The 19,220-nt window shown below is 69.2% G+C and carries 19 protein-coding genes; 6 read left to right on the forward strand and 13 right to left on the reverse strand.

Annotation, left to right across the window (positions count from 1 at the left end; genetic code table 11):
* Positions 1–43 precede the first annotated feature (43 nt).
* Together BLW84_RS35590 and BLW84_RS35595 are read left to right on the forward strand one after the other, a co-directional pair.
* Positions 44–739 (forward strand): CBS domain-containing protein, encoded by a 696-nt coding sequence (locus BLW84_RS35590; protein ID WP_245761618.1) that lies wholly within the window; start codon positions 44–46, stop codon positions 737–739.
* A complete protein-coding gene (locus BLW84_RS35595; RefSeq protein WP_093274811.1) occupies positions 703–1,074 on the forward strand; it encodes a CBS domain-containing protein in 372 nt (123 codons plus the stop codon). The genes BLW84_RS35590 and BLW84_RS35595 overlap by 37 nt, the downstream gene beginning before the upstream one ends.
* A gap of 7 nt (positions 1,075–1,081) precedes the next feature.
* On the opposite strand, the gene BLW84_RS35600 is transcribed toward BLW84_RS35595, so the two are convergent.
* Positions 1,082–1,507, reverse strand: coding sequence for a sigma 54 modulation/S30EA ribosomal C-terminal domain-containing protein (locus BLW84_RS35600; protein ID WP_342743203.1), 426 nt, complete (start codon positions 1,505–1,507; stop codon positions 1,082–1,084).
* Positions 1,508–1,625: 118 nt separating this feature from the next.
* Between BLW84_RS35600 and BLW84_RS35605 the strand changes: the two genes are divergently transcribed.
* The gene (locus BLW84_RS35605) at positions 1,626–2,330 is read left to right on the forward strand and encodes a hypothetical protein (RefSeq protein WP_093274813.1); all 705 of its coding nucleotides are present in this window, start codon (positions 1,626–1,628) and stop codon (positions 2,328–2,330) included.
* Positions 2,331–2,387: 57 nt separating this feature from the next.
* Positions 2,388–2,819: a universal stress protein gene (locus BLW84_RS35610; protein ID WP_093274816.1), complete on the forward strand. Its 432-nt coding sequence runs from the start codon at positions 2,388–2,390 to the stop codon at positions 2,817–2,819.
* A gap of 38 nt (positions 2,820–2,857) precedes the next feature.
* Here the strand turns inward: BLW84_RS35610 and BLW84_RS35615 are convergent, their stop codons facing one another.
* A complete protein-coding gene (locus tag BLW84_RS35615) occupies positions 2,858–3,703 on the reverse strand; it encodes a universal stress protein (RefSeq protein WP_245761620.1) in 846 nt (281 codons plus the stop codon).
* Between the two features lie 163 nt (positions 3,704–3,866).
* Between BLW84_RS35615 and BLW84_RS35620 the strand changes: the two genes are divergently transcribed.
* Positions 3,867–5,921 (forward strand): NAD(+) synthase, encoded by a 2,055-nt coding sequence (locus BLW84_RS35620; RefSeq protein WP_093274818.1) that lies wholly within the window; start codon positions 3,867–3,869, stop codon positions 5,919–5,921.
* A 142-nt stretch (positions 5,922–6,063) separates the two neighbouring features.
* Here the strand turns inward: BLW84_RS35620 and BLW84_RS35625 are convergent, their stop codons facing one another.
* From BLW84_RS35625 to BLW84_RS35665, 9 genes are read right to left on the reverse strand one after another with little or no spacing between them, the layout of a single operon-like run.
* Positions 6,064–6,669, reverse strand: a complete 606-nt coding sequence (locus BLW84_RS35625) for a V-type ATP synthase subunit D (protein WP_093274898.1) — start codon at positions 6,667–6,669, stop codon at positions 6,064–6,066.
* Positions 6,670–6,674: 5 nt separating this feature from the next.
* Positions 6,675–8,075 (reverse strand): V-type ATP synthase subunit B, encoded by a 1,401-nt coding sequence (locus BLW84_RS35630; RefSeq protein ID WP_093274821.1) that lies wholly within the window; start codon positions 8,073–8,075, stop codon positions 6,675–6,677.
* On the reverse strand, positions 8,072–9,796 hold the full coding sequence (locus tag BLW84_RS35635) for a V-type ATP synthase subunit A (protein ID WP_093274823.1): 1,725 nt from the start codon (positions 9,794–9,796) through the stop codon (positions 8,072–8,074). The genes BLW84_RS35630 and BLW84_RS35635 overlap by 4 nt, the downstream gene beginning before the upstream one ends.
* Positions 9,784–10,287, reverse strand: a complete 504-nt coding sequence (locus BLW84_RS35640; protein ID WP_093274826.1) for a hypothetical protein — start codon at positions 10,285–10,287, stop codon at positions 9,784–9,786. Before BLW84_RS35640 ends, BLW84_RS35635 begins: the two co-directional genes overlap by 13 nt.
* The gene (locus BLW84_RS35645; RefSeq protein WP_218157602.1) at positions 10,284–10,514 is read right to left on the reverse strand and encodes a hypothetical protein; all 231 of its coding nucleotides are present in this window, start codon (positions 10,512–10,514) and stop codon (positions 10,284–10,286) included. The genes BLW84_RS35640 and BLW84_RS35645 overlap by 4 nt, the downstream gene beginning before the upstream one ends.
* The gene (locus BLW84_RS35650) at positions 10,511–10,933 is read right to left on the reverse strand and encodes an ATP synthase subunit C (protein ID WP_093274827.1); all 423 of its coding nucleotides are present in this window, start codon (positions 10,931–10,933) and stop codon (positions 10,511–10,513) included. Before BLW84_RS35650 ends, BLW84_RS35645 begins: the two co-directional genes overlap by 4 nt.
* Positions 10,930–12,333, reverse strand: coding sequence for a V-type ATPase 116kDa subunit family protein (locus BLW84_RS35655; RefSeq protein WP_143061217.1), 1,404 nt, complete (start codon positions 12,331–12,333; stop codon positions 10,930–10,932). The genes BLW84_RS35650 and BLW84_RS35655 overlap by 4 nt, the downstream gene beginning before the upstream one ends.
* The gene (locus BLW84_RS35660; protein ID WP_093274829.1) at positions 12,320–13,243 is read right to left on the reverse strand and encodes a V-type ATPase subunit; all 924 of its coding nucleotides are present in this window, start codon (positions 13,241–13,243) and stop codon (positions 12,320–12,322) included. Before BLW84_RS35660 ends, BLW84_RS35655 begins: the two co-directional genes overlap by 14 nt.
* The gene (locus BLW84_RS35665; RefSeq protein ID WP_143061218.1) at positions 13,240–13,686 is read right to left on the reverse strand and encodes a V-type ATP synthase subunit E family protein; all 447 of its coding nucleotides are present in this window, start codon (positions 13,684–13,686) and stop codon (positions 13,240–13,242) included. The genes BLW84_RS35660 and BLW84_RS35665 overlap by 4 nt, the downstream gene beginning before the upstream one ends.
* A 155-nt stretch (positions 13,687–13,841) precedes the next feature.
* Here BLW84_RS35665 and BLW84_RS35670 point away from each other — a divergent pair, with 155 nt between their 5' ends.
* Positions 13,842–16,607: a cation-translocating P-type ATPase gene (locus BLW84_RS35670; RefSeq protein ID WP_093274834.1), complete on the forward strand. Its 2,766-nt coding sequence runs from the start codon at positions 13,842–13,844 to the stop codon at positions 16,605–16,607.
* A 441-nt stretch (positions 16,608–17,048) separates the two neighbouring features.
* Here the strand turns inward: BLW84_RS35670 and BLW84_RS35675 are convergent, their stop codons facing one another.
* Entirely contained in the window at positions 17,049–18,425 is a 1,377-nt protein-coding gene (locus BLW84_RS35675) for a Ni/Fe hydrogenase subunit alpha (RefSeq protein ID WP_093274837.1), read from the reverse strand.
* Positions 18,422–19,219, reverse strand: coding sequence for an NADH-quinone oxidoreductase subunit B family protein (locus BLW84_RS35680; protein ID WP_093274839.1), 798 nt, complete (start codon positions 19,217–19,219; stop codon positions 18,422–18,424). Before BLW84_RS35680 ends, BLW84_RS35675 begins: the two co-directional genes overlap by 4 nt.
* Position 19,220 lies beyond the last annotated feature (1 nt).

Here is a 19,220-nt window from a genome sequence, read left to right on the forward strand (position 1 = left end):
CTGCGCCAACAGGCGTGGCCACGGGATAGTCACGGGAGCAACGATGCAAGCCGAAGACATCATGTCACGCCCGGTCCTCGCCGTCCGGGAGAACGACTCGATCAGAGCGGCTGCCGGGACGCTGGCCGAACACGGGTTCACCGCCGCACCCGTGGTCGATCGGGACGGCATTCTCGTCGGTATCGTCACCGAGGCCGACCTGATCCACGACGCGATCCCGCACGATCCCCGCGCCGCAGAACACCACCTGGACACGCCGAGCGGGGCACCACCGACCCTCGTCAACCAGGTCATGACCAGGAAAGTGCGCACCGCGGCACCAGACACCGACTGCGCCGACATCGCCAAGACGATGCTCAGCCACCACCTGCGTGCCGTTCCCGTCGTGCAGAACCGCGTGGTCGTCGGCATCGTGACCCGGCGCGATCTGATGCGCGGTCTGGCCCGGGACGATCCGGTGATCAGAGCCGAAGTACGGCGAAACCTCGATCGCAACGGAGGCTTCGACAAGTGGTCCGTGTCGGTGCGCGACGGCGCGGTGCTGATCATCGACCCGGTCGGAGACATCGCCGCCCGCCACGTCGCTCGTGCGCTCGCCCTGGCGACTCCGGGAACACGCCAGGTCCAGGTCATCGAGCACCGAGCTCAACCGTCCCCATCGCCCACACGCACAACCGTGCGCGCTTCCCGCGAGGAGGATCCATGCGAGTCGAGGAAGTCTTCCGCCAAGGAACGCTGACCTGCGATGCGACCGATTCGATCAAAGAAGTGGCCGAGAAGATGACCGCCGATCACGTCGGTGCCCTCGCGGTTCTCGAGGACGACCGGATCACGGGCATCATCTCCGAACGAGATGTCGTCCGAGCCATTTCCCAGGACGTCAATCCGCGAACCACAACGGCAACCACGTTCGCCACCCACCAGATCGAGACCGCCAAGTTCGGCGAGGAAACCCGGGACGTCGCGCGACGCATGCTCGACGCCGGCGTCCGCCACCTGCCGGTCATGCAGGGCCGGATGGTGGTCGGAGTGATCTCCATGCGAGACCTGCTGGCCATCGAGACGTGGCTGTGAAGCCGCGTCACCCGGCAGGCGTGATCAGGCCGTAGTGCCCGTCGTACCGGCGATAAAGCACAGCACCTCGGCCCCGCTCACCGTCCAGGTAGAACAGGAACGGCAGGCCCAGCGTCCCAAGCCGCTCGGCCGCCTCGGCGGTGGTCAGCACGGGCGTTGGCCGCTCGCTCACGGTGACCGGCACGAAATGCTCGGCCAACTCCTCCGGGTGCGGGTCGATCTGGGCCATGCGGTAGCCGTCCGGCGTCCGGTACAAGACGCTGTCCTGCTCGGAGCCGAGTTCGGTGAAGAGGTGGAAGTCGTAGTCCATGTCCTCCATCTCGAACACCGCTTCGTCCACATCGCAGCGCACCAGCGTGAACGACTTGTGCCGGACGACCTCGCGCCGCGAACTTGAAAGCGCTACCGGAACCCGCTGAGACAGGCCTGCGATCGCTGATCTGCGGCAAGAACATCACTCTGGAAACAAGGGACTTTCGGCCGCATGACGCGTTGCCGGTTGAGGTGAACCCTCGGACATTGATCCCATTTCGAATTTCGAAGGGGAACTGATGAATGAAGGTCACGAGATGCGTTGGGGCGGGCTGGCTGGTCTCGGCGCGCTGGTTCTCTCCATCATCGCGGGCATCCTGCTCGCCGGCGCCCCGCGCATCACCGAATCCGCAGACACAATCGCCGGGTACCTGCTCGCGGCACGCGGTGTCGTCCTCACAGCCGTGCTGCTCTACGCCGCCGCGATCGCCCTGTTCCTGTGGTTCGGCGCCACCCTGGCCACCGCCTTCCGGCTCGCGGACGACCGGAGCGACGCCCCAGCGGTCGTCCTGGCGGGGTTCGCGCTGACCTCCACGATCGGATTCTTCGGTGCCGCCGTCTTCGGTGGAGCGGTCTTCGCCATGACCTCGCGCCCCGCCCTGCTCGTGTTCGCCGCCGCTCCCTACACAGTTGTGACCGTCGCAGCCACTGTCGCGGGCATCGCCCTCGCCATTCCACTGACAGCCACTGCAGTGGCCATCGCCCGGACCGGGGTGTTCCCGCAATGGGCAGCTTGGTTCTCCGGATTCGTCGCCGTCATCTCAGTTCTCAGCGCGATCACCATCCTCTCAGCCGGCGGAGTCCTGGTCCCGGGGGCAGCCCTGACGACCTACATTCCTGGCGGCCTGACCGCGCTCTGGGTGCTGGCCATGAGCGGCCTGCTGGTCCGCGAACACCTCCCCACCATCTCCGTGCAGAAAGGTCCCGCTGTCGGACCGGCTTGAGCCGACGCTGTCGTTGCGGCCCGCCTCGGAAGCGGACCGCAACGTTTTGGAGACAGCATGAGCGAGCAACGCGACTACGCGATCGTCGTCGGTGTCGACGGCTCACCGTCGTCCCGGGTTGCCCTGCGGTGGGCCGTCCGGCAAGCCCACTTGACCAACGGCCTCGTCACCGCGGTCATGTCGTGGGAGCTCCCTGAGCTCTACGACTGGCCCATGCGCACGTCCGAAGAATGTGATCGCGCAACGGAAGAGGCACTCAAGACCGTCATCCGTGAAACCGTTGATGACGCCGACGCCGCTGCGATCCGGAAGGAGGTGGCTCGCGGTCACCCGGCCAATGCCCTGCTGAAAGCAGCCGGATCGGCGGACCTCCTCGTCGTCGGGCGCAGGGGATACGGCGGCTTCGCCCACGCCCTGCTCGGCTCGGTCGGCCAGTACTGCGTCAACCACGCGCCCTGCCCCGTGGTGGTAGTCCGCGACCACGCATGACATCAGGCCCGGCAAATGCTGCCGCGGTGTTTCCGTTGTCAAGGCGTGAGACTGGAACGAACGATGGCCACCGGACACTCGGAGTGATGCAACACGCCATGCGCGACGGAGCCCAGCAACAGCTGCTTGAACCCACCGATGCCGCGATGGCCGACGACGAGCAACTGGCCGTGAGAGGCCGCCTTCGTCAGCTCCTCGACCGGATGCCCGTAGCGCACGACGTTGCGCACCTCGACGTTCGGATACTTCTCACGCCACGTGGCGAGCTGCTCGTCCAGCTCCCGCTGCGCGTCATCCAAGCTGAACCACGCCGCCCCCGCCTGGGGGGTCTCGATCCAGGAATACTCGGCGAGCACCGGTCGCCAGATGTGCATCGCCAGCAAGTCGGTCTGTCGCGCTGCGGCCTCCTCGAACGCGAATCGCAGTGCTGCACGGGCAGGCGCTGAGTCGTCGACACCGACCACCACGGGGCCGACTGCGAAGCTCGTACGACGATCCCGAACGACCACCACGGGACAATGAGCATGCATGGCCACCGCGGTGCTCACCGAACCCAGCACTGCCTCGGCGACCTGGCCGCGCCCACGCGATCCGACCACCAGCAGCTGCGCCCCCGAGGACGCCCAAACCAAGTTCTCGATCGGCAACCCGTGCTTGATCTCGTCGAACACCTCGACTCGCGGGCGATCGCTGCGGCACTGCTCAGCCACCCTCGAAAGCAGCTCCAACGCAGCGTCGTCCCGGCTCGCATCGTCGACGACCGTCACCAGACGAACCGGTGCCGTCCGGAGGTCGCCGTCCATGACAGCCCACTGCGCAGCCACGAGCGACTGCTCCGAGCCGTCCACTCCGACCAACACCGGCATCTTCCGTTCCGCCGCCATGGCTCGGCACCTCGCAATCGCAGCTGGAAAAGCCCCCCAGACTGGCCAACACCCACGGGCCATCCCGGCCGTTGTGGATCCAGTGAACCTCGCCCACCCGATGAACGCAGGCGCACTGACCACACGCTGCGCCGGTTCCGAGCGTGTTCGACGATGGTCGGCGATGGCTGATTTCGGATCGCTGTACCGGCACGGCTTCGCGCGGGTCGCGGTCGGCGTGCCCGCAGTCGGCGGGGTCGACCCCGAGCTCAACGCCGACCGCACCCTCGACCTCGCGCGCCGCGCCGCCTCGGACCACGCCGTGCTGGCCCTGTTCCCCGAGCTCGGTCTGTCGTCCTACAGCATCGACGACCTCTTCCACCAAGATGCACTGCTGGACGCCGTGCTGGCCGGGCTGCGCCGCGTGGTGGCTGGGAGCGGTGAGCTGGACACGGTGCTCGTGGTCGGCGCTCCGCTGCGTTTCGGCGAACGGCTCTTCAACTGCGGTGTGGTGATCCACCGGGGCGAGGTCGTCGGCGTCGTCCCCAAGAGCTACCTGCCCACCTATCGGGAGTTCTACGAGAAGCGCTACTTCGCCGCGGCGCGTGATGCGATCGCGCGGCGCGTGACCTTGTTCGGCAACGACGTCCCGTTCGGCGACGACCTGCTGTTCGAGGCGCCACGACTTCCCGGGTTCACGTTCCACGTCGAAATCTGCGAGGACCTGTGGGTCCCGGTCCCGCCCAGCACGTGGGCCGCGCTGGGCGGCGCCAACGTGCTGGTGAACCTCTCGGCCAGCAACATCACCATCGCCAAGGCCGACTACCGGCGTCAGCTGTGCGCGTCGCACTCGGCGCGGTGCATCGCCGCCTACCTCTACGCCGCGGCAGGGCCGGGCGAATCCACCACGGACCTGGCGTGGGACGGGCACGCGCTGATCCACGAGAACGGCCAGAAACTGGCCGAGGGCGTCCGGTTCGGTTCCGGCCCGCAACTGGTGACAGCGGACGTGGACCTGCAACGGCTGGTGCAGGACCGCATGCGGACCACCAGCTTCGCCGACTCCGCGCACGACCACATGGAGCGCGTACGCGATCTCCGCCGCGTCCAGGTCGACCTGGCCCCACCGGCCACGTCGGTCCCCCTGCGCCGCGAAGTGCCGCGCTTTCCCTACGTTCCTTCCGATCCGGCGACCCTGGGCGAGCGGTGCCGCGAGGTCTACCACATCCAGGTGCAGGGCCTGGCCCGACGGCTGGCCGCCACCGGTGCCGGGAAGGTCGTGATCGGAGTTTCCGGCGGGCTGGACTCCACCCAGGCGCTCATCGTCGCGGCGCGGAGCATGGACCTGCTCGAGCTGCCCCGCAGCAACGTGCTCGGTTTCTCCCTCCCCGGTTTCGCCACCAGTGAGCGGACCCGCAGCAACGCCCACCGCTTGATGGCGGCGCTGGGCGTCACGGCCGAGGAGATCGACATCCGCCCGTCGGCGATGCAGATGCTGCGCGACCTCGACCACCCGGCGGCCCGCGGCGAGCCCGTCTACGACGTCACCTACGAGAACGTCCAGGCCGGAGAACGCACGTCACACCTGTTCCGGCTGGCCAACCAGCGCGGCGCCATCGTCCTAGGCACCGGCGATCTCAGCGAGATCGCGCTGGGCTGGAGCACCTACGGGGTCGGCGACCACATGTCGCACTACAACGTCAACGCCTCGGTGCCCAAAACGCTCGTCCAGCACTTGATCCGGTGGACCATCGACACCGGGGAGCTCAGCGGCGCGGCAGCCGAAGTCCTGCAGTCCATCCTGGACACCGTGATCTCGCCGGAGCTGGTTCCCGCCGGGAGACCGGGGACGGGCCAACCGGCGCAGAGCTCGGAAGCCACCGTCGGCCCGTTCGAACTGCAGGACTTCCACCTCTACCACCTGCTTCGGTTCGGGTACCTGCCGAGCCGGATCGCCTACCTCGCGCACCAGGCGTGGTCGGACCGCGACCGAGGCAGCTGGCCGTCGCTGATCCCACCCGAGAAGCGCAACGAATACGACCTACCCGCCATCAAGCACTGGTTGGCCGTGTTCCTGCACCGGTTCGTGCAATCCAGCCAGTTCAAGCGCTCCGCGCTGCCCAACGGGCCCAAGGTCGGATCCGGCGGCGCGCTGTCGCCCCGCGGCGACTGGCGGGCGCCCAGCGACGCCACCGCCCGCGCATGGCTCGACGAGCTGGAACGCAACGTGCCCGGCTGAGGATTCACCGCGCGGACGCAGTCGTGTCCTGCATCAGAGCGCGGCGGCGTGGTCAGGTACGTAGTTGCGCGGCCTGATGCAGAGGTCCCCCGAAAACGCTGTTCCTGGACGTGATCGCCGAGGTGACTCGGGTTTGGGATCATCAGGGCTTTGTCCAACGACGCAGCACTGCCTCGGCTCGTTCCCGTTCCTCCAGCGCGAGGTCCATGGCGGTCAGCGCGTCCCGCAGCCGAGGCACCCAGTAGCGCCGCAGAATGCGCACGCGCTGCCGGGTCGTGGCGATCTCCGCACCGATCAACCGCCAGGCCGCTAGGTCTGCGGCGTGCCGCAGACCCGCGACGAGAGCTGCCTCGTGCGCTGTTCCTGCTTCGATCACGGCCGCGCTGCAGGGTACTGCGGGCGACTCGGGGCCTCGCCGAGGAAGGGCGCAGGAGACGTCGTCCGGATACCGCACCCCCATCGCCGTGGTCCAGTGAACGCCGACTTCGGCGACCTGATCGGGATGCGCGAGCCGAAGCCCGCGCTGCCCGGCGAGCAGGGTCGCCCGGATCAGCCAGGTCTCGGCCTCCGTCGCGGCTCGCGTCCATTCCCGCTCGCTGATGCGGGCCAGTTGCGCCAGCCGACGCTCTTCTCGTTGCAGAGCACGCAGTTTCTGCTCCAGCAGCACGGCGCCCCGCTCGGCGACGTCCAGCCGGCGGCGCAGCCGCAGCCGCCCGGCGCGTCCCGGCGGGACCCGGATCTCGGCCATCTCGGTCACCCCGCTTCCTGCTGGGCCGATCGATCGGCGCGACGGCGGTCGAGGAGATCGCTCGGCAGCATGGTCAGTTCACCGGCCGGCAGGTGGAGGAGCACCTGCCAGGCGCGTTCGAGGGTGTCGTCCAGGGTTCGGGACTCGTCGGGACGCTGGGCGACCAGGTCACGCCGGAACGCCTCCTCGAAATCGAGGTACGACCGATCGGTCCGGCTCAGCGCCGATGTTCCGATCAGCTCGGACAGCTCCCGCAGCTGCCGGGCCCTGGCGAGCGCGGCCACCAGTTGCGCGGCGACGGGCAGGTGGTCGGGCCTCGTGCGGTTCGGGCCCGCCCCGACGCGCATGAGGCGGGACAGCGAGGACAGGGGGTCGATCGGCGGGTAGATGCCCTGCGCGTTCACCTCGCGGGAGAACACGATCTGACCTTCGGTGATGTAGCCGGTGAGGTCGGGCACGGGGTGGGTGATGTCGCCGCCCGGCATGGTGAGCACAGGCAGCACCGTCACCGATCCGGGCAGACCGCGGATCCGGCCGCACCGCTCGTACACCGCCGCCAGGTCGCTGTAGAGGTAACCGGGGTAGGCGCGGCGGCCCGGGACCTCGCCCCGGGCGGCGGAGACCTCGCGCAGGGCCTCGGCGTAGCTGGTCATGTCGGTCATCACCACGAGCACGTGCCGCCCGCCGTCGAAGGCCAGTGCCTCGGCGATGGTCAGCGCCAGCCGCGGCGTGAGGATGCGCTCGATCACCGGGTCGTCTGCGGTGTTGAGCAGCAGCACGAGCTCTCCGGCAGCCGAGCGCGGGGCCAGGGCGTCCTGGGCGAACGCGGCATCGGTGTGCGTCAGCCCCATGCCTGCGAACACCACCGAGAAGGGCTCGCCCCCGACGTTGGCCTGCGCCGCGATCTGGGTGGCCAACTCCAGGTGCGGCAGCCCGGGGAGGGAGAACACCGGCAGCTTCTGCCCGCGCACCAGGGTGGTCAGCGCGTCGATCGCGGACAGCCCGGTGAGCACCGGTTCGGCCGGGGGTTCGCGGCGCACGGGGTTGATCGGGGCACCGGCCACCCTGGTGCGCCGCGACGTGAACACCGGAGGTCCACCATCGGCGGGATCGCCTCGGCCGTTGCAGACCCGTCCCAGCCAACCAGGCCCGACCGGAACGTGCAGCGGCTCCCCGGTGAACTCCAGCCGGGTACCCTCGGTGTCCATGCCTGCGGTGCCCTCCAGCACTTCCACGACGGCCAGGTCCCGGTCGACTTCCAACACGAGGCCGTGCCGTATCTCCCGGCCGGACAATCGGATTCGCACGAACTCGTCCCACCCGACGCCGCGAACACCGGCAACGACCGCCAACGGGCCGCGCAGCTCGCGGACCCCGGTGTACTCGATGCGCTGCTGGGCTATCACGGCTGTAACTCCCGCAACGCGGAGAGCACGGCCCCGCAGCGCCGGCGAACGCCGTCGGCATCGTGCGGTGCGGTCTCTTCCCGAACGCGCACCAGGGGTGCGAAGTCGAACTCCTCGATCACCTCGACCGAGACGCCTGCGTCGACCAGCTCCTGGCATTCGGTCGTGATCGCGAGCACCGACTCGACCAGCGCGACCGCTTTGTCTCCACCGCAGAACGAATCCATAGTGGACAACGCGTTCTGCTGTAGGACCGATTCCCGGATCAAGCGCCTGCTCAGCAGCACGATTCGTTCTCGCCCCGGCAGCGCACCAACACCGACCAGCTCGGCGAACTCTGACAACCTGTCCGATTCGGCGAGCACGCCCAGCACACGCGCCCGCCGCCGAGGCCACTCCGGGTCGCCCGCACGCACGTGATGTCGCGCCAGCAGGTCAGCGTCCCGGGAGAACGAGTCCGACCACGACACCGCCGGGTAGTGCCGGGCGTAGGCGAGGTCCCGATCCAGCGCCCACCGGCAGCGCACGAACCGCTCCGTGTGGGCGGTGACCGGTTCCGCCATGTCCCCGCCGGGTGGGGACACGGCGCCGATGATGGTCACCGAGCCGGTTGTTCCGCCCAGCGCCTCGACGGATCCGGCGCGTTCGTAGAACGCGGCCAGGGCCGAAGCGAGATCGGCGGGATAGCCCTCCTCTGCGGGGAGCGCCCCGGTGCGGGACGCGAACTCGCGCAACGCCTCGGCCCAGCGGGACGTGGAGTCCGCGATAACGACCGCGTGATGGCCCATGTCTCGGAAGTGCTCGGCGACCGTGACGCCCGTGTAGATGCTGGCCTCCCGGGCCATCATCGGCATGTTGGAGGTGTTGGCGATGACGACCGTCCGGTCGGCGAGCCGACCGCCGGTTCGCGGATCGGCGAGTGCGAACAGCTCGGCGACGACCTCGGCCATCTCGTTGCCGCGCTCACCACAGCCGACGTAGACGATCACATCGGCGTCGCACCACTTGGCCACCTGCTGCAGCAGCACGGTCTTGCCAGTGCCGAAGCCTCCCGGCACCGCAGCCGTGCTGCCCTGCGCAACCGGAAACAACAGGTCCAGCACGCGCTGCCCTGTGTGCAGGGGCCCGATTTCCGCACGGCGGGCGCGGTAGGGACGCGGCCGGCGCACCGGCCAGTCGGTCCACAAACCCACAGGCTTTCCATCGACCCTCGCGACCACGGCGTCCTGCGGTTGCTCGCCCACGGCCAGATCGTCCACCGCACCTGCCACGTCCGGCGGCACCAGAATTCGGTACTCCGGCGGTCCGCCCCCGCGCACCACTCCGAGCTCGTCTCCCGCCGAGACCTGGTCGCCTGCAGCCACCCGAGGCTCGAACCGCCACGTGCGTGCAGCACCGGATTCGACAGCGCCCGGAGTCAGGAAGGGCGACGCCATCGACAATGGGCGCAGCAGACCATCGAAGACGTTCCCGAGAAGCCCCGGGCCCAGGCGCGCCATCAGTGGTTTCCCCCGTGACAGCACGGAATCTCCCGGGGTGAGCCCGCCGGTGTACTCGTAGGCCTGCACGGTGACGACTCCATCGCGAATGGCCACGACCTCGCCGGGCAGCCGGGCGGCTCCGAGCGAGACGACGTCCGACATCGCCACGGCCCCCAGCCCTTCGGCTTCCACGAGAGGCCCGGCGATACGCCGGATCCACCCGGGACTCACGGAACCCACAGCCCCTCCACGTCGGCGCCCAACTCCTCGACCGCCCGGACCGCCGCCGTGTGGAAGCTGAGGTCCAGCAGCTGCCCCGGCGCCTCGCCGATCACTCCGCCTCCGGGCGCATCACACACCTGCGCATCGTTGCCGAGGACCCTGCGCGCTCGGCTCACCAGCCGATCTCGGAGCGCTGGATCGTCGCGCCGAGCCAGGGATGCGACGACCTCGTTCGTCAGCTCCTCGAAGGCCTCCCGCCGCGCCACCAGTTCGACGGTTCGTGCGGCCCGCCGACCGCGAGTCCTTTCGGCGGCAAGCACGGCGTCGGCGTCGGTGCGTCCCCGTGCGGCGGCATCGTCGAGGATGGTCTGCGCTGTCACCTGGGCCTTGGCGATCAACTCCCCGGCCTCCTGTCGAGCCGCGTGAAGGTCTCGTTCCGCTTCGCGCCCGGCCCGCGTCACCAGCGCCTCGCGCAGCGGGGCCAGCGCCGCTCGTACCGAGGAGCTCATGGCGGCATCACCGCCACAAGCGGCAATGCACTGCCGTCGAGCCGGTGGTCGAGAGCCTCTGCTGCGGCAGGGGTCAAGATCACCACCGACACGTCATCCCCCAGCGAATCCCACGACAGCTGCACCGCTGCGGCGTCTTCTCCCCCGCGGATCTCAACCCCGACGAGCCCCCAGCCCTGCACCCGCGCCCACTCGCCGATCGCCACCACGGTGCCCATCTCCGTCACGCCCTCCCGATGAGAACGATCGCGACGATCAACCCGTAGATGGCAATGCCCTCGGCCAGCCCGACGATCACCATGGCTCGACCGAACAGTTCGGGCCGTTCGCTGAGGGCGGCGAGTGCCGCGGCACCGGTGTAGGCGACGGCGATCGCGGCGCCGATCGACGAACCGACCACCGAGATCGCCGCGCCGAGCAGCGCCGCCCAGTTGCCAGGTGCGGTGGCGGGCGGAGCTGCCGGTGGCATCGCTTCGGCGGCGCCACCTGTCATTGCCACCACCAGCACCACCAGCGCAGCGACCAGCAGCACCGCGTCCAGCGCGAGAAACACCTTCAACGCCGCACGTCCGTTGCGCCGCAGGAGGAAGGCTGCGGCGAACACCACCGCCAGCAGCGCGGGCGAACCCAACAACCAGGCGATCATGATGCCTCCCCGGACGAAGCAGCCCCTTCGGTGGGCACGTGCCAGGGCTGGAACGGTCGGCCTTCGACCGCGAACACCCGCGAGAACAGCTCATAGAATTCCAACCGCAATGCCTGAATCCCGGCCACCAGCGCCTCCAACGCGAACGACAGGGCGTTGCCCACCACGAACAACCCGACGGCGGCGAAGGCGCCGAGCAGACCGGTTCCGAACAACGTCGCAGTGCCGAGCCACACGAGCCAGCCCAGCGCGGAATGGGTGAGCCCGAAGGCGGCCAGCCGCGCGAACGAGATCAGGTTCGAGCCGACCCGGACGACCGCGTCGAAAACCTGGACACCCGCCTGCAGCGCACCTGCCGCGCCGCCACCGGCGGCGGCGGCGAAGAACCCGATACCGGCCAACACCAGCCCCATCACCGCCACGCCCGCACCAGCCACGGCCAAGGCGTCGCTGGACAGGTACAGGCCACCGGCGACCGAACCGATGCCGAGGAACAGCGCCGCCCCCGCGATCCCGGAAGAGGCGTAGACCGCCAGCCGCGGCCCTCCCTCCCGCCACCGGTTGATGATCGCGACCGCATACGCGACCGAGAGGAGCACCGCACCCGATCCGACCGCTGCGGTCAGCAGCCGGACCGGCTCGGCCAGAGGAGCCAGCCACAGCACCGGCAGCACCCCGGTCGGCCCGAAGAACTCTCCGTACAGCAGGCCGAACAGGATGCCGGTGAACCCGGCACCGGCCACGAACGGCCATGCCGGTCGCCAGCGCGCCAGTCGGCCCGGCCGCCCGATCGCCAAAGTGACTCCGGCCGCCATGAGCAGCAGGCCGTGCCCGGCGTCGCCGAACATCATCCCGAACATCAACACGTAGGCGACGCCCGCCGCCATCGTGGGATCCACATCGGGGTAGGCGACCGTGCCGTAGGTCCGCACCAACCCGGCGAACGACCGGTGCACCGGGCCTTTCGAGCGCAACAACGTCGGCGGGTCGACGCCGACCGGCATGGGGAGGGGCACCACGGCTCCACCGACCGCGGTCAGGTTCGCCGTCAACCCCGGCAGATCCGGGGTCGGGCACCAGCCGACCAATCCGGCGACTGCGCCGTGCCGCACCGCTGCGCTCAGGTGCCCTTCGAGTTCCGCTTCCCCGGCCAGCAGGTCCGAGCGCCCCGCGCCCTCCAACGCGTCCAGATCGGGACGGCTCGCAGCAAGCTTCGGGGCGACGTCACCCGAGCGCACCCGGTGAAGCCGCCGAGCCGCTTCGCCGCCTCGCCCGTCCGGCTCGAACTGGACCACTCCCGCGTCGGCCACGCGCACCAGCACGTCGCGCAGGAGATCCGCCGGGGCGAGGACAGCCACGCGCTGCATCCGCACCGGTTGTGCAGCCTCACGCCACGACATCGAAGGCCTCCAGCGGCCTACCGCCGCGCGCCGCGAGTTCCAGCGCGATCCGCACCCGCCGGGCATCGACACCCAGCAACGCGATGCAGCCGACCACCGGGTCGGGTCCGAACCCCGAAGACCGCACCAGCCTGCGCGCGTCGCTGTCCACCCGGGCCCACCATGCGGCCTCGGCCCGCCACAGTCCGCCCGGTTCCGCCACGCCAGACAAGGACCACCGGGCCTCGCCGGGCAGCCGGTCGCGGAAGTCGCTCAGCGACGCGGCGTCCAACGCAGCGGCACCCAGCAGAACCGCTGCTCGGCGCGCCGCCGCTTCCGCGAGCGGGCAGTCCCCGAGGAAACGCTCTCTCGCGACCAGCAACGCCGCGCCTCCCGCGGCCCACGTCTGCGCCTGGGGCACTCGCACGGCGACTCGCACCGCCCACGCGAGCTGCATCCCGACAGCCACGGACAGTGCGGTGCTCCCGCCAGGGTCGCCCCACGGTGATGCGGCCAGCGCGCGCCGCAGCTCATCCGCCGTCTCCGCGTTGGCCAGTCGCGGCCAGGAAACCGCCAGCGCACCGAGGTGGTACGGGTCGGGAAGTGCCTCCGCCTCCCCGACCCTGGTCTGCTCCACGACATTGGTGACCTCGAACCAACCAGCCAAGGTCCGCACCAGCTCAGCGCCCTCGTGCGGCTGCCATCCCGCCAGCACCCGCAGATGCCACAGCACCGTCGCGGCCACGGCTCGCTCCGCATCCTCGAGCAACTGCCCGGGCCGGACCTCCTGGTGGTACGGGCCGGCTGCGAGCACGTGCAGGGCCTCGGACAATGACGAGCACGCGGCCACCTCCCGGGCACCGCCGATCCCCAGCCGCCGGTTGAGCAGCGACCTCGCCCGCACGCATCCGGCGCTCCACCTGGCGCTCATGGGACGCGTTCCGGGGGTTCACCGAGAGCGACCAGAGCCGCGGACACAGCGCGGTCCACCAACGAGGGTATGCGCTCGCGCGCGCGTTCCCGAAGCCGCGCCGCGGCTTCGTCGGCCGACCTGGCGACGAGCTCCGCTTCCCGCTCTACCGTTCGCCACGCCTCGGCCACGACGTCGGCACGCACCGCTCCGGCACGCGCGTTGGCATCGGCAACGATGGCCTCCGCTCGTTCGCGGGCCTGCTGCCGGATTCGAGCGGTCTCCTCCCGCCCGTTCGCGCGGACCCGCTGCGCCTCGGCCTCAGCATCCTCAAGCAGCGCGAACACGGGTGCCAGCTCGGCGGACGCCTCCGCCACGCGGTCGACCGGCACACCGGGGCGCACCGCCGCTCCTGGCGTTCCCGCCGGGCGAAAGCGCTCGAAGAAGCCCCGAATTCCTCGCATCCGCGCTCCCTCCCGCACGCGGCCCCGACCCACCGATGGTCGCGCAGACCGCCCGCACACGCAGCCTTGGACGTCCCATGGCTCCGGCGAGGCCGACCGCTGCGACGGGTAGCCCTGGACGGTGGCGGAACCGGAAGTCGATGGGGGGGTGCCCGATGGCTGAGGCCGTTGATGTGGAGCCCGGAGTTCGCCTCGACCCGACCGAGCGGGTCGACCTCCTGCTGCGCGACCTGCGCAGCTCCCGGTCCGGGCTCACCACCCGCGAAGCGCAGCGACGGCTGGTCCACGCCGGGCCGAACGAACTGCGGCGGCGAGGTGGCCTGAAGTGGCCGGGCGAGCTGGCACAGCAGTTCACGCACCCGCTGGCATTGCTGCTGTGGGCGGCGGCCGGCCTGGCGTGGGCGGTGGGCATCGAACCGGTTGCCATCGCCATTGTCGTGGTGATCGTGATCAACGCCGCGTTCGCGTTCGTCCAGGAACAACACGCGGAGAAGGCGGTGGAGGCGCTCGCGGCGTACCTGCCGATGCGTGCGAAGGTCCTCCGCGACGGGCGGGCGTCCGAGGTGGAGGCCATCGAGTTGGTGCCCGGGGACGTGCTCGTCATCGAGGAAGGCGATCGGGTCTCGGCGGACGCCCGGCTGCTCGACGGCGGCATCGAGGTCGACCTGTCCGCGCTGACCGGGGAATCGATGCCCGCCTTCCGCTCGGCCGACCTGGTCGACAGCCGCGTCCCCCTGCTGCACGCACGTGACCTCGTGTTCAGCGGCACGACGTGCACCGAGGGCGAAGCGCGCGCGGTGGTGTTCGCCACCGGCATGCACACCGAGCTGGGCAGGATCGCCGCGTTGTCCGAGCGGGTGAAGAAGGACGACAGCCCGCTGGAAACACAGGTGCGGCGGGTCGCCTGGCTGATCGCGCTGATCTCGGTGCTGCTGGGAGCGGCTTTCATCCCGGTGGCGACCCTGGGTGCCGGGCTGTCGTTCCTCAACGCCGTGATCTTCGCGGTCGGTCTGCTCGTAGGCAACGTCCCCGAAGGTTTGCTCCCAGTGATCACCCTGGCGCTGGCGATCGGAGTGCGCGGACTCGCCCGCCGCGGCGCGGTCGTCAAACGGCTCAGCGCGGTCGAGACGCTCGGTTCAACGGATGTGATCTGCACCGACAAGACCGGAACCCTCACCGAGAACCGCATGCGCGTCACGATCATCAGCACCGCGACCGGAAGTTCGGCCCCGGACCGAGCATCGCCTGGCGATGTGCCGCTCGCCCACTTAGCGATCGCGATGGCGGCGTGCAACAACGCCCGCCTCGACGATCCGGGCGGCGCGGTCGGCGACCCCACCGAAATCGCGCTGCTCAACGCCAGCGCCGAGCTGGGCGTGCAGGTCGACCCCGACGACCGACAACGCAGACGACGCCGCCAGTTCCACTTCGACCCCGCTCGCAAGCGCATGTCCACCATCGACGAGGACACCGACGGCCAGATCCGGGTTCACACCAAGGGAGCGCCCGAAGCCGTCCTCCCGCGATGCACCCACGAACTCGACGCCGGCGGCCATCCACGTCCACTCACACCGCAGCGGCGCACCGCGCTCGACGAACTCGTCGACGCCCAAGCGCAGCGCGGACTGCGAGTGCTTGCAGTGGCAGAAAGAGACCTGGCAACAGGCGAGAACATCCCGGAAGACCACGAGCAGGCCGAGCGGGACCTGGTCCTGCTCGGCACCACCGCCATGATCGACCCGCCCCGCGCCGAGGTGCCCGACGCGGTCGTCAACTGCCACGAAGCGGGCATCCGCATCATCGTCATCACCGGCGACCACGGCCTGACCGCAACCGCCATAGCCGCCCAGGTCGGGATCACCCGCGACGAGCCCGTGGTGGTCACCGACGACCAGCTCGACCAGATGAACGAGAACGACCTCGACAAGTTGCTCCGGGAGACGACCGAGCTGATCTTCGCCCGGTCGTCGCCGGAAGCGAAGCTGCGCATCGCCGACGCATTGCGCGACGCCGGGCACGTGGTCGCGATGACCGGCGACGGCGCGAACGACGCCCCCGCCTTGCGGCGCGCCGACATCGGGGTGGCCATGGGTCGCTCGGGCACGGACGTCGCCCGGGAAGCGTCCACAATGGTGCTCACCGACGACAACTTCGCCACCATCACCGAAGCGATCCAGGCCGGGCGGCAGGTCTACGACAACATCCGGAAGTTCATCGTCTACATCTTCGCCCACGCCACCCCAGAAGTGACGCCATTCCTGGTGTTCGCGCTCTCCGGGGGCGCCATCCCGTTACCGCTGTCCGTCCTGCAACTGCTGGCATTCGACGTCGGCACCGAAACCCTCCCTGCGCTTGCGCTCGGTCGCGAACCCGCCGAACCCGGCCTGATGCGGCGGCCGCCCCGCAAACGCAGCGAACCGGTCGTCACTGCGCCGATGCTGCTGCGCGCCTGGCTGTTCCTCGGCGTGATCGCCGCCGTCCTGGCGATGGCCGGGTTCTGCTACGTCCTGCTCACCGCCGGGTGGCGTCCAGGCGCCCCCACCGCCCCCGGCACGCCCTTGCACCACGCGTACCTGCAAGCCACGACCATGACCTTCCTCGGCATGGTCGCCGGCCAGATCGGCACCGCCTTCGCCGCACGCACCGAACACGCGTCGCTGCGATCCATCGGCGCGCTGTCCAACCCGCTGCTGCTGTGGGGAATCGCGTTCGAACTACTCCTCACCGTCGCGATCATCTACCTCCCGCCCCTGCAAGAACTTCTCGGCACAGCGGCGTTGACGCCGGACATGCTCGCCTTCGTCTTGCCCTATCCCGTCATCGTCTGGGGCGCCGACGAGCTGCGACGCTGGCTATTGCGCCGCAGAAAGCACCGCTTCACGGAGGACGCGAACCGCGGCAGACCAGTGGAATGTCAGTAAGTTGAGGGCCCAGAGGAGGTTCCGTCACCCAAGCTGCGGGAAGTTCGGGGGCGCAGATCTTGCAGCGCCGCATGCGCCATGAGCGCTATTCTTCAGGTAGTCGTGCTTGCCGGTAATCACCGGCGACGGGACGGGCTCCCCCGGGATTCGACAATCCCAGTGGTGGATCAACGAGCTAGGGTCGGACACGTAATTACTCCACGAGACGCTTACATCGGCAAGAGGATGCCGGTGTCCGCAGACATGGCGGGTTCTCGATCACGGTCGGCGCGATCCACACACCATCGGGGAATCCGACCACACCAGCCGCGGCAGGAGAAGGCTGCGCAGGCCCGTGGTGTGGGAGGGTTTTGTCCCGCCGAACTTCTTTGGCACCAGCGAGAAACCGCACCCGCCGATATCCGGCACAGCGTCGAGGACATGCCTTTCGGGACCACGTGATCAACGATGGTTTCCGCGGTCGACGGTGAGATTGAGGAAGTGGGCTGAGCAGGAGATGCATGGGTCGTGGTTGCGGATGGCCTTTTCACATAGAAAGGCCAACTCGGCATCCGTTGTTCGCCCACTGTCCAGGCGTTCTTGCACGAGCCGAAGCAGGTCGTGCTCGATCGCGCCCTGGTTCTGCGCGGTCGGTGGGACGATGTTCGCGTCGGTGATCGTTCCGTCGTCACGCATGCTGTAGCGGTGGTACAGCAGGCCCCGCGGTGCCTCCGTCGCTCCGTAACCGGTGCCGGCGCGCGGGCGCACGTCGACGCAGGGCCGTGGCGTCGGCTCGTAGGCGTCGATGATGCGCAGTGCCTCGTCGACCGCGTAGAGCACCTCGATCGCTCGGACGACGATACTGCGGAATGGATTGCGGCACACCGCGCCCTCACGCGGGTCACCGAGCCCGGCGTCCTGGGCTGCCTCGAGTGCGATCGGGGACAGCCAGCGGCCACTGATCGCGTAGCGGGCGAGCGTGCCTGTCAGGTGACGGTGCCCGTCGAGACGGGAGTGCAGCGCGGTGGAGTGTGGCACCTGGGTTTCGACGACGTGTTCGTCGAACTCGCGGACATCGAAGGTGCGGGTGGGCAGCGCGAGGTTGGTGTCGGCGGGTAGTCCGGCCCCGCTCGGGCTGATCATCACCGTCGGGGTGCCCGATTCGATGGCGTAGGTGCCGGGTTCGGCCAGAGCCAGCAAGTCGTGATCGCACCCGGTGTCGGGGAAGTCGAAACCCGCCACCCAGCGCGCAGTCGCCGCGGCATCGTCCCGAGCGCGACGCAACCGCTCGGCCAACGGGCGCAGCTCGGACGATGCGGGGAGGCGGTGGAAGCCGCCGAGGCGCGCGTTGATCGGGTGGATCGCGCGCCCACCCAGCAGTTCGACGATCGCGTTGCCCGCCTGCTTGAGGCGAAGGCCGCGTTCGACATCGGCGCGGTGGGTACGAGCCAGATCGGTGGCGCTGTCTGCACCGAGGAAATCGGGCGCGTGAAGCAGGTAGATGTGCAGGGTCTGGCTTTCGATCCACTCGCCGCAGTACAGCAGCCGACGCAGTGCCGCCAGCTGGCCGCCCACGACGACACCGCAAGCATCCTCGATCGCCCGGGACGCGCTCATCTGGTACGCAACCGGACAGATTCCGCATACACGAGCGGTGATGTCGGGTGGCTCGCGGTAGGAGCGCCCGCGCAGGAACGCCTCGAAGAAACGCGGGGGCTCGTAGATCGCCAGCCGGGCCTCCGCGACCTCGCCATCCTGCAGTCTCAAATGCAGCGCGCCCTCGCCTTCGACGCGGGCGAGGGCACCGATGCGCAGCACCTTCGACGTACGGTCGGTCACTGCCGCAGTTCCTTTCGCGAAACCTCGTCGAACTCCGGGGCGGCGGTGTTGAAAGTGCGCAACACCCGCACCACGTCGAGGGTGTCCATCCCGTCTCGGCGCAACAACGGGATGAACGCGCCGAAGTTGGTGGAGTTGGACGGGCCAAAGCAGCCGTAGCAGCCGCGTCCATAGGTCGGGCAGAGTGCACCGCAACCGGAATGCGTGACCGGGCCGAGGCATGGCGTGCCGTGCGCGACGGTCACGCACACGTTGCCGCGCCGCTTGCATTCGAAGCACACGCTGTGGGCGGGCACGTTTGGTGTTCGTCCAGCGAGAAACGCCATTATGACCTCGATCAGCTGCCCGCGGTCGATAGGGCAACCTCGCAACTCGAAGTCGACAGGGACATGCGCGCTGATCGGAGTGGAGGTAGCCAAGGTCTCGATGTAGTCCGGCCGGGCGTAGACGACGGAGAGGAACTCGGCCACGTCGGCGTAATTGCGCAACGCCTGCACGCCGCCCGCGGTGGCGCAGGCACCGATGGTCACCAGCCGACTGGAGACGTTGCGGATGTGCTGGATCCGCTCGGCATCATGCTGCGTGGTCACCGAGCCTTCGACCAGCGACAGGTCATAGGGTCCCGGCCCGGGCGCGCTGGAAGCCTCGAGGAAGTAGGAGATCTCCATGTTCTCCGCGATGCCAAGCAGTTCGTCCTCGCAGTCCAGCAAGGTCAGCTGACAGCCATCGCAGGACGCGAACTTCCACACGGCCAGTTTCGGTAGCCTCTCGCGGTGGTCGGTTTCAGCAGACATG

It is taken from the genome of Saccharopolyspora shandongensis, assembly GCF_900106995.1.
Lineage (GTDB): Bacteria > Actinomycetota > Actinomycetes > Mycobacteriales > Pseudonocardiaceae > Saccharopolyspora > Saccharopolyspora shandongensis.